This is a genomic window from Paraburkholderia sp. J76, from assembly GCF_905220295.1.
Lineage (GTDB): Bacteria > Pseudomonadota > Gammaproteobacteria > Burkholderiales > Burkholderiaceae > Paraburkholderia.
Genome location: NZ_CAJMZJ010000027.1, coordinates 18,946 through 33,100, shown reverse-complemented (window position 1 = coordinate 33,100; position 14,155 = coordinate 18,946). Strand labels below are relative to the sequence as shown.

13 protein-coding genes are annotated in these 14,155 nt (G+C 65.6%); 6 read left to right on the top strand and 7 right to left on the bottom strand.

The genetic code is table 11. The features are described 5' to 3' along the window. Together U5768_RS31210 and U5768_RS31205 are read left to right on the top strand one after the other, a co-directional pair. On the top strand, positions 1-1,864 hold a 1,864-nt coding region (locus U5768_RS31210; protein WP_322034177.1), incomplete at its 5' end, for a YadA family autotransporter adhesin. A gap of 53 nt (positions 1,865-1,917) precedes the next feature. Further along, positions 1,918-2,874 (top strand): OmpA family protein, encoded by a 957-nt coding sequence (locus tag U5768_RS31205; protein WP_322034176.1) that lies wholly within the window; start codon positions 1,918-1,920, stop codon positions 2,872-2,874. Positions 2,875-3,052: 178 nt separating this feature from the next. On the opposite strand, the gene U5768_RS31200 is transcribed toward U5768_RS31205, so the two are convergent. Genes U5768_RS31200 through thiL form a run of 4 tightly spaced genes read right to left on the bottom strand, consistent with a single transcriptional unit; the run spans position 3,053 to position 5,718 of the window. Then, the gene (locus tag U5768_RS31200; RefSeq protein ID WP_322034175.1) at positions 3,053-3,589 is read right to left on the bottom strand and encodes a cupin domain-containing protein; all 537 of its coding nucleotides are present in this window, start codon (positions 3,587-3,589) and stop codon (positions 3,053-3,055) included. 57 nt (positions 3,590-3,646) lie between these two features. Beyond that, positions 3,647-4,147 (bottom strand): CinA family protein, encoded by a 501-nt coding sequence (locus tag U5768_RS31195; protein WP_322034174.1) that lies wholly within the window; start codon positions 4,145-4,147, stop codon positions 3,647-3,649. Positions 4,148-4,181: 34 nt separating this feature from the next. Next, positions 4,182-4,739 carry a phosphatidylglycerophosphatase A gene (locus tag U5768_RS31190; RefSeq protein ID WP_322034173.1) on the bottom strand — a complete coding sequence of 186 codons (558 nt, stop codon included), beginning with the start codon at positions 4,737-4,739 and terminating at the stop codon, positions 4,182-4,184. Further along, a complete protein-coding gene (gene thiL, locus U5768_RS31185) occupies positions 4,729-5,718 on the bottom strand; it encodes a thiamine-phosphate kinase (protein WP_322034172.1) in 990 nt (329 codons plus the stop codon). The genes U5768_RS31190 and thiL overlap by 11 nt, the downstream gene beginning before the upstream one ends. 186 nt (positions 5,719-5,904) lie before the next feature. On the opposite strand from thiL, the gene U5768_RS31180 reads away from it, so the two are divergent. The 3 genes from U5768_RS31180 (at position 5,905) to U5768_RS31170 (ending at position 9,461) form a co-directional block, all read left to right on the top strand. Beyond that, on the top strand, positions 5,905-8,199 hold the full coding sequence (locus U5768_RS31180; protein WP_322034171.1) for an NADP-dependent malic enzyme: 2,295 nt from the start codon (positions 5,905-5,907) through the stop codon (positions 8,197-8,199). A 355-nt stretch (positions 8,200-8,554) separates the two neighbouring features. Continuing rightward, positions 8,555-8,896 (top strand): ribonuclease, encoded by a 342-nt coding sequence (locus tag U5768_RS31175; RefSeq protein WP_322034178.1) that lies wholly within the window; start codon positions 8,555-8,557, stop codon positions 8,894-8,896. Between the two features lie 7 nt (positions 8,897-8,903). Then, on the top strand, positions 8,904-9,461 hold the full coding sequence (locus tag U5768_RS31170; RefSeq protein WP_322034170.1) for a barstar family protein: 558 nt from the start codon (positions 8,904-8,906) through the stop codon (positions 9,459-9,461). Positions 9,462-9,564: 103 nt separating this feature from the next. Here U5768_RS31170 and U5768_RS31165 read toward each other — a convergent pair whose 3' ends face one another. The 3 genes from U5768_RS31165 to speE all read right to left on the bottom strand — a co-directional run bounded on the left by U5768_RS31165 (position 9,565) and on the right by speE (position 11,707). Further along, entirely contained in the window at positions 9,565-10,305 is a 741-nt protein-coding gene (locus U5768_RS31165; protein WP_322034169.1) for a 16S rRNA (uracil(1498)-N(3))-methyltransferase, read from the bottom strand. Positions 10,306-10,324: 19 nt separating this feature from the next. Beyond that, positions 10,325-10,738 (bottom strand): VOC family protein, encoded by a 414-nt coding sequence (locus tag U5768_RS31160; RefSeq protein WP_322034168.1) that lies wholly within the window; start codon positions 10,736-10,738, stop codon positions 10,325-10,327. 102 nt (positions 10,739-10,840) lie between these two features. Then, positions 10,841-11,707, bottom strand: coding sequence for a polyamine aminopropyltransferase (gene speE / locus U5768_RS31155; RefSeq protein WP_322034167.1), 867 nt, complete (start codon positions 11,705-11,707; stop codon positions 10,841-10,843). A 367-nt stretch (positions 11,708-12,074) separates the two neighbouring features. Here speE and tkt point away from each other — a divergent pair, with 367 nt between their 5' ends. After that, positions 12,075-14,117, top strand: a complete 2,043-nt coding sequence (tkt, locus tag U5768_RS31150) for a transketolase (RefSeq protein ID WP_322034166.1) — start codon at positions 12,075-12,077, stop codon at positions 14,115-14,117. The last annotated feature ends 38 nt before the right edge of the window (positions 14,118-14,155 follow it).

The window sequence follows — 14,155 nt, the reverse complement described above, 5'->3', positions numbered from 1 at the left end:
TGCGGTCAACGCTTCGAGCGTGGACGCGGTCAATGGCTCGCAGCTGTACGCAACGAGCCAGAGCATCTCGGATCTGGCTGGCGACGTCACGAACATGAACGGTCAGCTGCAAGACGCCGTGATGTACGACTCGTCGGCGCACGACTCGGTGACGCTGGGCGGTGCTGGCTCGACCACGCCGGTGGCGCTGCATAACGTGGCGAACGGTCTGGTGAACGCATCGAGCTTCGACGCGGTGAACGGCTCGCAGCTGTACAACGTGGCAAGCTCGACGGCGAACGCGATCGGCGGTGGCTCGACGGTGAACGGCGACGGTTCGATCTCGAACCCGACCTTCATCCTGAACGGCGGTACGCAGACGTACACGAACGTGGCCGGCGCGATCACCAACCTCGACGGCCGTGTGACGCAGAACACCAGCGACATCACGACCCTGCAAGGCGATATCACGAACATCAACGGTCAGATGGCCGATGCCGTGATGTACGACTCGTCGGCGCATACGTCGGTAACGCTGGGCGGCACGGGTGCAACGTCGGCGGTGGCGCTGCATAACGTGGCCAACGGTGCGGTGAACGCATCGAGCTTCGACGCGGTGAACGGCTCGCAGCTGTACAACGTGGCAAGCTCGACGGCGAACGCGATCGGCGGCGGCTCGACGGTGAACAGCGACGGTTCGATCTCGAACCCGACCTTCATCCTGAACGGCGGCACGCAGACGTACACGAACGTGGCGGGCGCGATCACCAACCTCGACGGCCGCGTGACGCAGAACACGACCGATATCACCAACCTGACGAACAACATCAACAACGGCTCGATCGGCCTGGTGCAGCAAGCCACGCCGACCAGCACGGTGACGGTGGCGGCAAGTTCGGGTGGTACGACCGTGGACTTCACGGGCACGGCAGGCACGCGTGTCCTGACGGGTGTGTCGAACGGTGCGGTGAATGCGTCGAGCGTGGATGCGGTGAACGGTTCGCAGTTGTACGCGACCCAGCAGAGCATCTCGAACGTCGCAGGTCAGGTGGCCAACGCGGTGATGTACGACTCGTCGGCGCAGGACGCGATCACGCTCGGCGGCTCGGGTTCGACCACGGCAGTCACCATCCACAACGTGGCGGCAGGCACGGCGGATTCGGACGCGGTGAACGTTGGCCAGATGAACGCGGCTCTCGCGAACGTCACCAACATCGCCGAAAACGCGACCGACCCGATGTTCTCGGCCCAAGGCGATCGCAACACCGAAGCGGCGCAAGCCACGGGCACGCATGCCACGGCAGGCGGCGCGAATTCGGTGGCGAGCGGCGACCAGTCGACGGCGATGGGTGCAGGAGCCATTGCGTCCGGCAGCAAGTCGACAGCGATCGGTGCAGGTTCGAGCGCTACGTCGGCGAACTCGGTGGCATTGGGCGCAGGCTCGGTGGCCGATCGTGACAACACGGTGTCGGTGGGCTCGGCAGGTAACGAACGCCAGGTCACCAACGTCGCGGCTGGCACGGCAGGCACCGATGCGGTCAACGTGAACCAGTTGAACGACGCGGTCAGCAACGCCACGGGTAGCGCTGTTCAGCAGGCCACGCAGCAGGCCAACGCGTACACCAACCAGCAGATCGGCGTCGTTCGCAAGCAGATGAACTCGCTGGGCGCTGCGGCGATGGCAGCGTCGTCGCTGATCCCGAACGCACGGGCGGAGGGCAACTTCCAGATGGCCGCAGCGGCGGGTACCTACGGTGGCGAAACCGCGCTGGCAGTGGGTGCGAACTGGTACGTGTCCGATCGCCTGCTCCTGAACGCACACGTGTCGAAGTCGACGGGCGGCGGTAGCGTCGGCGCCTCGGTTGGCGCGACGTTCGGGTTCTGATCGACCGTGACCCAGGCCCGCCACGGGAGACCGTGGCGGGCACGGAGAATTCCATGAAAAAAACCTTGATATGCGGCGCGCTGCTCGCCGCGCTCGCGAGCGCTCACGCGTTTGCCGGCGTGGGCAGCGACGCTGGGGCCTTGATGCCCGCCGCGCAAAAAATCGCCGACCCGTATCAGCGCGGTCTTGCCGAAGGCTGGCTCGACATCGCCGAACGGCAGGACAGCCACGTGCTCGTCTCGTCGGTCTACAACGACATGGCGGCGAAGGCCCTGAACAATGGCCGTCATTTCATCGACGGCAGCGTGCCGTTTCAGCCGGTCTACGGTCAGAAGAACTGGCCGCCGGTCGAGACGCGCGGGAAGTGGGTGAAGGCGCTGCAGGAAATCGAGCGCACGAACCAGCGTGCCGCACAGTCGCCGTGCCGCGGCGAGGACGCGGGCCGTCTTTCCGCGCTCACCGACGAAGCCTGGAAGGAACAGGACGAAACGCACGGCACGCACTGGGTGCACGGCTGGGACGCCATCGAGCGCGCGCAGAAGCTCGCGCAGAAGGTGAACGCCGATCTCGACAAGTGCGTGCCGCCGCCCGTGGTAGTGGCGCCCGTCGTCGCGGCGCCGGTTGCGGTCCCGGCGGTGCTGGCGAAACCGGTCAGGCTGTCCGCCGATGCGCTGTTCGATTTCGACAGCGCCGTGCTCAAGCCGGAAGGCCATCGCGAAGTGGAACTGCTCGCGCAGCAGGTCCGCGACTCGGGTGCGAAGCTGCACGTGCTGAAGATCGACGGTTACACCGATCGCTTCGGCTCGGCGGCGCACAACAAGGCGTTGTCGCTGCGACGCGCGCAAGCGGTTGAAAAGGCGCTCGAAGGCAGCGGCGTGACGGCAGATCGTTTCGACGTCAACGGCCTTGGTGCTGCGGCGCCGGTGAAGTCGTGCGCGGGCAGGAAGGCGACGGCGGCCGTGATCGCGTGTCTCGCGCCGAACCGGCGTGTGGAGATTTCCGCGAAATAAACGGAATAAACGGAAACGGGAAGCAGAAAACGGGCTCGCGCAGGACGGCGGCGAGCCCGTGGGCGATCCACGCAGGCTCGCCCGGCGCGGTAGGTAAGGCGTTTGCGGCGTGTCTTCGGACACGCCGTTTTTTTATCGAATTTTGAGACGTGCGGCGCTTCGGCTATGCCGCCCGCATTCAGTCCTTCTTTTTCAGCGATACCGGCTTGCCGAGCAATTCGATGATCGAACGATGCAACGGGTACTGCGCGGCAAGTTTGGTCGCGTCGGCGATCTCGAACTCGCTGAACTCGAAACCCGGCGCGACGGTGCAGCCCACGAGCGCATAGGTGGACGGGTCGCAGCAACGCGCCGCAAACCAGTGACCCGCGGGCACCACGGCCTGAAACACGGTGCCCGGATGATCGAGCGCGTGGCCGAGCTTGCGCGTGGAAAGCACGCCGCGCTCGTCGATCGAGTGAATCTCGATGGGCGAGCCCGCGTAGAAGTGCCAGAGTTCGTCCGAGCGGATGCGGTGCCACGCGGAATAGGCGCCGTCCGCGAGCAGGAAATAGATGGCGGTGGAGGCGGCGCGCGTGCCGTCCGAATCCGGCGCCCCGTCACGCAGGACGAACGTGTCGGCGCGGTAGGTTTCGCTGTAGTAGCCGCCTTCCGGGTGCGGTTCGAGCCCGAAGCGGCGGATCAGTTCTTCGACTGCGGCAGTCGCGGTAGCCATGGCGTTCGCCTCCGTGATGGTGGGCCGGCCGGCGATCCTGCATGGCGCGGGCCGGTATTAGCGTTCCTGTTCGTCGATGAGCGCGAGCAGCCCGCGCAGCGCGTGCGCGGCGGCCTGCACGCGGATCTGTTCGCGGTCGCCCTTGAAGACCAGCGTTTCGACGCTCGTATGCAGTCGGTTGCTCCAGCCGAACGACACCATGCCGACCGGCTTCTCCGGCGTGCCGCCGCCGGGGCCGGCGACGCCGGTGATGGCGAGCGAAACCTGTGCCCGGCTGTTGCGCAGCGCGCCTTCGGCCATCGCGCGTGCGACCGGTTCGCTGACCGCGCCGTGCTTTTCGATGAGTTCCGGCGGCACGCCGATCATTTCGGACTTCGCCTGATTCGAATAGGTGACGAAGCCGCGCTCGAACCAGCCGCTGCTGCCGGAAATATCGGTGATGGCGGTGGCGACCATGCCGCCGGTGCAGGACTCGGCGGTCGCGAGCAAAAGCCGCCCGTCGCGCAGCTTGTTGCCGGCGCGGATGGCAAGTTGGTGAACGACGGAATCGGTAGGCATGGCAGCAATCCGTTGGGTTGACGCCCAGGTGGGGCTAGACCGACATGCGCCAGAGCGCGATGACGAGCAGCGTAAAGAAAGCGGCGACGATGTCGTCGAGCATGATCCCGAGCCCGCCTTTGAAGCGGCGGTCGAAATAGCGGATAGGCGGCGGCTTCACCATGTCGAAGAAGCGGAAGATCACGAAGGCCCAGACCCGGCCCACGAAATCGACGGGCGTGATCATGAGCAGCACGAGCCAGAACGCGACCATCTCGTCCCAGACGATGGCGGAGGGGTCCTCCACGCGCATCTTGCTCGCCGTGAACCCCGTGATGCCGATGCCTGCAAAAAAGCCCACGATGATCAGCAGCCCCCATCCGGTCACCGTGAGGTAGCGATTGAGCACTTCGAACGCCGCCCACGCGAACAGCGTGCCCGCCGTGCCGGGCGCGAGGCGCGAGAGCCCCGAGCCAAAGCCTAGCGAGACGATGTGAAACGGATGCGTGAGCATGAACGGCGCGTCGGCGCGGCGCGGGCCGCGAGGCTGGAGTTGCGGCCGCCCGGCCGTCGCGAGTTCGTCGGCGGGAGAGGGCGTGGGTTCAGTCTGCATGGAAATGGTCGAAACCTTGCAACTTCAGGTTGAGCGGCGTGCCCGCGGCGTCGCGCCAGGCGATTGCGGGAGCGGCCTGAGGCGACGAGGGGGCGCTCATTGTACCGATGCGCGTAACGCGCACGCCCGCCTGCTGCGCGGCCGCTTCGACCGCCGCGCGCTGCGCCGGCGCCGCCGTGAAGCACAGTTCGTAGTCGTCACCGCCCGCGAGCGCGCATTGCAGTTGCACATCGCGCGGCAGGCGCGCGAGCGCGGGCGAGAGCGGCAGGGTGTCCACGTCGATCGTCGCGGCGAGCTTGGAGCGTTCCAGAATGTGACGCAGATCGCCGGCGAGGCCGTCCGAGACGTCGAGCGCCGCGCGCGCGAGCCCGCGCAGCGCCAGGCCGAGCGACACGCGCGGCTCGGGGTATTCGAGCGCGCGGCGAAAGTGCGCGGCGTCCCGCTCATTCGCTTGCCATTCGCTTCTCGCCATGCCGAGACCCGCGCGCGCGTCGCCGGGCGTGCCGGAGACCCAGATGTCGTCGCCCGTCTGCGCGGCGTCGCGCCGAAGTGCCGCGTCCTGCCGCACGGAGCCGAACACCGTCAGGCAGAGGTTGAGCGGGCCCGCGGTGGTGTCGCCTCCGATCAGCTCGCAGCCGAAACGGTCGGCCAGCTCGAAAAGCCCTGCGCTGAAGGCGGCCAGCCAGTCCTCGTTGGGCTTGGGCAGCGCGAACGCCAGCGTGAAGCCCAGCGGCTGCGCGCCCATTGCCGCAAGGTCTGACAGATTCACGGCAAGCGCTTTGTGGCCGAGCGCGTGCGGATCGATATCGGGGAAAAAGTGGCGGCCTTCCACCAGCATGTCCGTCGAGACTGCCAGCATTTCGCCGGGAACGGGGGCGATGAGCGCGCAGTCGTCGCCGATGCCGAGCGCGGCGCGTTGGGTGTTCGCGCGGGCGCGCCGTGCGAAATATCGGTCGATCAGGGAGAACTCAGAAAGCATGTCGAAAGGTCTATGACGATTGGCGTGTCCGACGGTGCGAAGGGCGCGCTGGCGCGGCGTTTCCCTCATTGCGGTCGCGGCACCTGCGCCAGAACTGTCAGGAATACTGTCGGAAATTGGCGCTACAATGCCTTCGAATTAGCGTTCGAGTTGTCATTCTAATCTGCACTCATCGTCCTGCCTCCCATGTCGAATCCCGCCACGAACAAACTCCGCGAAGCCGCACTCGACTATCACGAGTTTCCCACGCCGGGGAAGATCGCGATTGCGCCGACCAAGCAGATGATCAATCAGCGCGACCTCTCGCTCGCGTACTCGCCGGGCGTTGCGTTCGCGTGCGAGGCGATCGTCGAGAATCCGCTCAACGCCGCGCGCTTCACGGCGCGCAGCAACCTCGTGGGCGTCGTGTCGAACGGCACGGCCGTGCTCGGTCTCGGCAACATCGGGCCGCTCGCCTCGAAGCCCGTGATGGAAGGCAAGGCGGTGCTCTTCAAGAAGTTCGCAGGCATCGACGTGTTCGACATCGAGCTGAACGAGACGGACCCGCACAAGCTCGTGGACGTGATCGCGGCGCTCGAGCCGACGTTTGGCGGCATCAACCTGGAAGACATCAAGGCGCCCGAGTGCTTCATCGTGGAGCGCGAAGCGCGCAAGCGCATGAAGATCCCGGTCTTCCACGACGATCAGCACGGCACGGCCATCGTGGTGGCGGCGGCTTTCACCAATGGCCTGAAGGTCGTGGGCAAGGACATCAAGGACGTGAAGCTCGTCGCCTCGGGCGCGGGCGCGGCGGCGCTGGCGTGTCTGGACCTGCTCGTCGATCTCGGCCTGCCGCTCGAAAACATCGTCGTGACCGACCTCGCGGGCGTGGTCTACAAGGGCCGCACCGAACTGATGGACCCGGACAAGGAACGTTTCGCGCGCGAGACCAACGCGCGCACGCTCGCCGAGGTGATCGAAGGCGCGGACATTTTCCTCGGCCTCTCCGCTGGCGGCGTGCTCAAGCAGGACATGGTCAGGCAGATGGCCGCGAAGCCGCTCATTCTCGCGCTTGCCAATCCCACGCCGGAAATCCTGCCGGAACTCGCGCTCGAGGTGCGCCCGGACGCCGTGCTGGCCACGGGCCGCACGGACTACCCGAACCAGGTGAACAACGTTCTGTGTTTCCCGTTCATCTTCCGTGGCGCCCTCGACGCAGGTGCGACCACCATCACGCGCGAGATGGAAATCGCCGCCGTGAATGCGATTGCGGAACTGGCGCGCCAGGAGCAGAGCGACGTGGTGGCCACAGCGTACGGCATTCAGGATCTGCAGTTCGGGCCGGAGTACCTCATTCCGAAGCCCTTCGACCCGCGCCTCATCGTCAAGATCGCGCCGGCCGTGGCCAGGGCGGCAATGGACTCGGGCGTCGCGACCCGTCCGATCGAGGACATGGACGCCTACGAGCAGCACCTCCAGCAGTTCGTCTACCACAGCGGCACGACCATGAAGCCGATCTTCCAGCTCGCGCGCGCCGTGGAGCCGGAGAAGAAGCGCATCGTATTCGCCGAGGGCGAAGAGGAGCGCATCCTGCGCGCGGTGCAGATCGTGGTCGACGAAAAGCTCGCGAAGCCCATCCTGATCGGCCGCCCCTCGGTGATCGAGCAGCGCATCGCGCGCTACGGCCTGCGCCTTGTGGCCGGCCAGGACTACACGGTCGTGAACACCGACCACGACGAGCGCTACCGCGAGTTCTGGCAGAGCTACGCGAAGCTCATGGCGCGCAAGGGCATTACGCAGCAAATGGCGAAGCTCGAAATGCGCCGCCGCACCACGCTGATCGGTTCGATGCTCGTGGAAAAGGGCGAAGCCGACGGCATGATCTGCGGCACGGTCAGCACGACGCACCGCCATCTGCACTTCATCGACCAGGTGATCGGCAAGAAAGCCGGCTGCAACGTCTACGCGGCAATGAACGCGCTGGTGCTGCCGAACCGCCAGATTTTTATCGCCGACACGCACGTCAACGTCGACCCGACGCCGGAGCAGCTCGCGGAAATCACCATCATGGCGGCCGAGGAAGTGCGCCGCTTCGGCATCGAGCCGAAGATCGCCCTGTGCTCGCACTCGAACTTCGGTTCGAGCAATGCGCCGAGCGCGCAGAAGATGCGCGACCTGCTCGCGATACTCCAGGAGCGTGCGCCGGACCTGCAGGTGGACGGCGAAATGCACGGCGACGTGGCGATCGACGCGAACCTGCGCCGCGAAGTCCTGCCGGAGTCGACGCTCGAAGGCGAAGCGAATCTGCTCATCATGCCGAACATCGACGCGGCAAACATTTCGTACAACCTGCTCAAGACGGCGGCGGGCAACAACATCGCCATCGGGCCGATCCTGCTGGGCGCGGCGAGACCCGTGCACGTGCTGACGGCTTCCGCCACGGTGCGGCGCATCGTCAACATGACGGCGCTGCTTGTCGCGGACGTGAACGCGGCGCGTTAAGCGCCTCGTTGCCGGAAGCGCCGGTAAAGCAGTCCCGGAAGTCGGCGCGCTCTTGCGAGCGCGCCGATTTTTTTTGCTCGACAGGTCCGGGTTGATCCTCTCAAATCGCACAAAATGAGATTGTAAAATTTACCTGATCAACCTCTGTGCGCCGTCAAACCTTGGTCGTCCTCTCCTGACGAACGTTGCTTCCAGGCATCATTAGCGATACCCTTACACCTTTCATGGTCGTCGAACGCGTAACCAGGGAAGCGGAAACCCGGCGATGGCGCCTCGTCTAACTCATTGTTTCGGCGGCGGTTTGGTTGGCTTGCGGCGCGCCGCGGCCGTGGCGCTGGTCACAACCGTAGCGCTCATGGCAGGCGGCGCCCAGGCGCGCACCTATGAGCCGGAAGACACGGGTAATCCGGTCGGCAGCATTTCGGTCAACGAACTTCCGCGTGAGGCGGTGACCACGTTGAGCCTGATTGCGGCGGGCGGCCCGTTCCCTTACGAGAAGGACGGCGTCGTATTCGGGAATTTCGAGCGGATATTGCCACCGCACCGGCGGGGCTACTATCACGAATACACGGTCCCGACAGCGAGCGCGCATAACCGCGGCGCCAGGCGCATTGTTTGCGGCGGCCCGCGCAGGCGGGCCGACAACTGTTACTACTCCGACGACCACTACGCCAGTTTCAGGCGAATTATTGATTGACACCGGGATGAGCGGCATGAGCGATAACGTCTACGCGCACGACCCCCGGGTCGCGAGCGATCTGTTCGCGTCCGGGGAGGGCAACCTGTTCCAGCGCGTCATGCAGTTTAAGCAAGACAGCGAGGCGCGCCAGGATGAGGCGGGGCTTTCATCGAACGAGGGGGCCATGAGCCTGTTTTCGACCGTGCAGCCGAATATTGTCCAGTCGATCCGGGCTTTTCGCATTCAGGATCTCTCGGACGAAGCCCAGCGGCTGCAGCAACATTTTCTCTATGCGTTCTGCGCGAACGCGCAGACCAAGCAGGAAGTGCTCGAAACCATTGCCACGTCGTTTCTGTTTCCGAAGCATTTCGGCAAGAATTACGACGGTTTATACGACTGCCTGACGGATCTGGTGCAGAAAGCCGGTGAGCAGCCGGGTTTCGTGATCGTGCTGGAAGGACTGCCGATTGCCCAGAAGTTCGACAAGGACGGGCGTGAGACGCTGCTCGACGTATTTCGCGAGGCTTCGGAATACTGGGCCGAGCGCAAGGTGCCGTTCCGCGTTTTTTATTCGTTCGCCTGACTTTCGGCTCGCGCGGCGTCGCGCACATGCGACAGAAAAGCACAAGCCCGCCTTCCGGCGGGCTTTGTTATTTTTACCGGCGGTGTTCTCCGGTTGTTTCGCTTTACCAGCCGCCCCATCGCGCGGCGAGCGCCGCGAGCACGGCGATGCCCGCCGTTTCGGTGCGCAGCACGCGCGGCCCGAGCCCCACGGCGACGAAGCCATGGTCGAGCGCGGCCGCTTCTTCCTGCGACGAAAATCCGCCCTCCGGCCCGACCAGCACCGTCACTTCGCCCGAAGGCGGATCGACCGGCAACGACGGGAACGAGATGTTGGCGCGCGGCGAGAGGAGCACGCGCAATTCGCCTTCGGCGGGACGCTTGGGCATCGAGCCGAGCCACGTGGCGATTTCGCGTGTGGGCGCGACGTCCGGCATGCGGTTGCGCCCGCACTGTTCGCACGAGGCCTGCACGATGCGCTGCCAGTGCGCCTGGCGGCGCACGGCGCGCTCGCCCGAAAGCCGCACGACGCTGCGCGAGGTGGTAAGCGGCACGAAGTTTGTCGCCCCCAGCTCGACGGCCTTTTCGATCAGCCAGTCCATCTTGTCGCTGCCGGCAATGCCTTGGGCAAGCGTGAGCCGGTAAGGCGGCTCGGCTTCGAAGTCGCGATACGGGCCAATGCGCACCTGCGTGTCGCGGCGCTCCATTTCGAGAATCTCGGCGCTGTATTCGCCGCCAAGACCGTTGAACAGCACGATGGTGTCGCCGGGCTGCAGGCGCAGCACCTGAACATGGCGCGTGACTTCGTCGGGAAGGGTGACGACCTCGTCGGACTGCAACGTACTGCCGACGAAAAAGCGGGGCATAAGACTATTTCTCATTGATTCAGGACAGGTGGCGAGCAAGCGCCCAGCGGTAACCGTCGAGGTCTTCGACCTGTGCGAAACGGTCCCCCCAGAATTGGTCCTGCGGCTCGCTCAGCGATTTCGCGCCGGCTTCGAGGGCCCGCGCATAAACCGCGTCGACATCGTCGACATACAGATAAAAGGATTGCGGCGCGACGGTCTGGGCGCTTTTGGGCGTGCGCGCCGTCGAACCGAAGGCGCCCTCCGGCGCGAACATGACGATCAACTGATCGTGATATGTCATCTCCACGTGCATGATCGCGCCGTCGTCCTCCACGCTGTCGCGCACCGCGAAGCCGAGGGCCGCCCGATAGAAGCTCATCGACGCGCGTGCGTCGCGCACCGTCAGATACGGGGTGAGCCACGGCACGCCAGCGGGGCGGGGTGGGGTCATCGAGTCTCTCCAGATTCGCGTTTAGGATGAGGCGCCGGCCGTCGTTTTGAGCGTGCGCGCGCGATGAAAGCGTGTGAAACCTGCCATTTTCCACGGACAGGGTCACGAAAGCTGTAGGAATTCGCCTAGTTTATCTCTCACAGTGAATGGAACTCCTAAGAGCGTAGCGTGCAATTTCGCGTCGTAATATCGCAAACCTTCGAGTCGGCGCTCGGCCATGCGCGTTTCCAGCGTGACCGGATCGGCCCGGCCAGGGTCCAGCGTGTCGCTCGCAATCGCCATGAGCCAGAGCGAGCCATACAACGGCACGTAGGCGGCGAGCGGCCGCACGACGGCGAAGGCGCGGCGCAGTCCGGCAAGCAGCGCCGCCACGCGTTCCGGGTGGTGGAACGGCGAGCCGAGATGCAGCGAGACGAGTGCGTCGGGGCTCATCACGCGCTTGAGCGCGGTGTAAAACGCCGGCGTGTAGAGTCCGGCCGCGGGCGAATCCGGCGGGGTCAAATCGAAGACAACCAGATCGAAGCGTTCCTGCGCGACGGCGACGAATGCCGCCGCGTCGCCGATCACCAGTTCCACGCGCGGGTCGTCGAAGGCGCCGCCGCGCACCTCCGGGAGATAGTCGCCCGTCAGGCGCACCACCTCGGGGTCGAGTTCGGCCACGACGATGCGCCCGATGCCCGGGTGACACAGCAACTGGCGCGCCGCGCCGCCGTCGCCGCCGCCCAGCACGAGGGCGGAGCGCGGCGCGGGATGCGTGAGCGCGGCCGGGTGCGTCATGCACTCGTGGTAGATGAATTCGTCGCCGGCCGAGGTCATCGGGCGTCCGTCCAGCGTGAAGAGGCAGCCCAGTTGCGGCGTATCCCAGACCTCGATGCGCTGCCACGGCGTATCGGCGGCCGCGAGGCGGCGTGCGCCGGGAAACCCGTAGAGCGCGCCGGCTGCGGGATGGAAGAGGAGTGTTTCGCTCACGAAGGTCCTGGGAAGGCGCAGCGCGTGCAAGGGGTGAAAGCGCGGGGTGAAAGCGCGCAAAAAATGGGGCCAACAGCCGCATTATAGGGTTGCTGGAATCGCCCCTTCCCGAGCCGGGCGGGCACCGGGCGCATGCCGCATTCCCCGCGCCCTGCGGCCAGGGATAATCCCCACGATCTGCTAGAATATTCCGCTTTGCAGCCCTCTCCGTTTGCTCCGGCCGTTTCGCGTCTCCTGGCGCCGCATGTGCGCTCGAGCGGGCGAATTGCCGAGCTTCCGGACCCCCGCGCTGCTGTGTGCGCCCGCCGTTTGCGCTGTTCGCGACCTGCGCCGCCCACGCCGCTTTTTGCACACTTCCGGACTCGACATGACGACCCCGTCCTCCGCCTCCCCCGCTACCACCCAATTGATGGCCAACGCCATTCGTGCGCTGTCCATGGACGCCGTTCAGCAAGCGAATTCCGGTCACCCCGGCATGCCCATGGGCATGGCCGAGATCGCCGTTGCGCTGTGGTCGCGCCATCTGCGCCACAACCCGACGAACCCGCTCTGGAGCGACCGCGACCGCTTCGTGCTGTCGAACGGCCACGGCTCGATGCTGCTGTATTCGCTGCTGCACCTGACGGGCTACGACCTGCCGATGGCGGAACTCAAGAATTTCCGCCAGATGCACTCGAAAACGCCGGGCCACCCCGAATTCGGCATCACGCCGGGCGTCGAAACGACCACCGGGCCGCTCGGCCAGGGTCTGGCCAACGCGGTCGGCATGGCGCTCGCGGAAGCGCTGCTCGCGGCGGAGTTCAACAAGGCCGACGCGAAGATCGTCGATCACCACACGTACGTGTTCCTCGGCGACGGCTGCCTGATGGAAGGCATCTCGCACGAAGCCTGCTCGCTCGCCGGCACGCTCAAGCTGAACAAGCTGATCGCGCTGTACGACGACAACGGCATCTCGATCGACGGCGACGTGGTCAACTGGTTCCACGACAACACGCCGGAGCGCTTCGAAGCCTACGGCTGGAACGTGATTGCGCACGTGGACGGCCACGACGTGAACGCGGTCGATGCGGCCATCCAGAAGGCCAAGGCCTCGGACAAGCCCACGCTGATCTGCTGCAAGACCGTCATCGGCAAGGGCGCGCCGACCAAGCAGGGCGGCCACGACGTGCACGGCGCGGCGCTCGGCGCGGAAGAAATCGCCAAATGGCGCGAAGCCTCGGGCTGGAAGTGGGAGCCGTTCACGCTGCCGCAGGAAGTCTACGCAGACTGGGACGCCAAGGCTGCCGGTGCGAAGTTCGAAGGCGCGTGGAACGAACAGTTCGCCGCGTACAAGTCGAAGTACCCGGCCGAAGCGGCCGAGTTCGAGCGCCGCATGGCGCACAAGCTGCCCGCCGACTGGGCGCAGAAGGCCGCCGCGATTGTCGCTGGCGCCGATTCGCGCAAGGAAACGGTCGCCACGCGCAAGGCATCGCAGCAGGCCATCGAAGGCCTCGCCGCCGAACTGCCCGAACTGCTGGGCGGCTCGGCCGACCTGACCGGCTCGAACCTCACCAACTGGAAGGCGTCGAAGCCCGTGCGCGCGGCCAAGGCAGGCGAGAGCGGCATCCAGTGGGGCAACCACATCAATTACGGCGTGCGCGAGTTCGGCATGAGCGCGGCGCTCAACGGCATTAACCTGCACGGCGGCTACAAGGCGTTCGGCGGCACGTTCCTCACGTTCTCGGACTACAGCCGCAACGCGCTGCGCGTAGCCGCGCTGATGAAGTGCCCGTCGATCTTCGTGTTCACGCACGACTCGATCGGTCTGGGCGAAGACGGCCCGACGCACCAGTCGATCGAACAGGTCGCAAGCCTGCGCCTGATTCCCAACATGACGCTCTGGCGTCCGGCCGACACCGTGGAAACGGCGGTGGCCTGGACCGAGTCGATCGCGCATCACGGTCCGTCGTCGCTGGTGTTCAGCCGCCAGAACCTGCAGTTCAACGAGCGCACGGACGCGCAGATCGCGAACATCGCCAAGGGCGGCTACGTGCTCAAGGACTGGAACGACGACATCCCGAGCCGCAAGATCATCCTGATCGCCACGGGCTCCGAAGTCGAACTGGCGATGAAGGCCGTCGAGGCGTTGCAGCGCGAAGGCATCGGCGCCCGTGTGGTGTCCATGCCGTCGACCAACGTGTTCGACAAGCAGGACGCCGAATACAAGGAGCGCGTGCTGCCCAAAGGCGTGCGCCGCGTCGCGATCGAAGCCGGCGTGACCGACTTCTGGCGCAAGTACGTGGGCCTGGAAGGCGGCGTGGTCGGCATCGACACGTTCGGCGAATCGGCCCCGGCCGGCGTGCTGTTCAAGCACTTCGGCTTCACGGTCGATCATGTCGTGGCGACGGCCAAGGCCGCGCTGGATAACTAAGCATGCGTTACGGGCCCGCCTGATCGGCAAGATCTGGC

Bases quoted from the DNA above. Each gene is read 5' to 3' on its own strand.
- U5768_RS31205 (WP_322034176.1), top strand. From the start codon at position 1,918: ATGAAAAAAACCTTGATATGCGGCGCGCTGCTCGCCGCGCTCGCGAGC.
- U5768_RS31200 (WP_322034175.1), bottom strand. From the start codon at position 3,589: ATGGCTACCGCGACTGCCGCAGTCGAAGAACTGATCCGCCGCTTCGGG.
- U5768_RS31195 (WP_322034174.1), bottom strand. From the start codon at position 4,147: ATGCCTACCGATTCCGTCGTTCACCAACTTGCCATCCGCGCCGGCAAC.
- U5768_RS31190 (WP_322034173.1), bottom strand. From the start codon at position 4,739: ATGCAGACTGAACCCACGCCCTCTCCCGCCGACGAACTCGCGACGGCC.
- thiL (WP_322034172.1), bottom strand. From the start codon at position 5,718: ATGCTTTCTGAGTTCTCCCTGATCGACCGATATTTCGCACGGCGCGCC.
- U5768_RS31180 (WP_322034171.1), top strand. From the start codon at position 5,905: ATGTCGAATCCCGCCACGAACAAACTCCGCGAAGCCGCACTCGACTAT.
- U5768_RS31175 (WP_322034178.1), top strand. From the start codon at position 8,555: ATGGCAGGCGGCGCCCAGGCGCGCACCTATGAGCCGGAAGACACGGGT.
- U5768_RS31170 (WP_322034170.1), top strand. From the start codon at position 8,904: ATGAGCGGCATGAGCGATAACGTCTACGCGCACGACCCCCGGGTCGCG.
- U5768_RS31165 (WP_322034169.1), bottom strand. From the start codon at position 10,305: ATGCCCCGCTTTTTCGTCGGCAGTACGTTGCAGTCCGACGAGGTCGTC.
- U5768_RS31160 (WP_322034168.1), bottom strand. From the start codon at position 10,738: ATGACCCCACCCCGCCCCGCTGGCGTGCCGTGGCTCACCCCGTATCTG.
- tkt (WP_322034166.1), top strand. From the start codon at position 12,075: ATGACGACCCCGTCCTCCGCCTCCCCCGCTACCACCCAATTGATGGCC.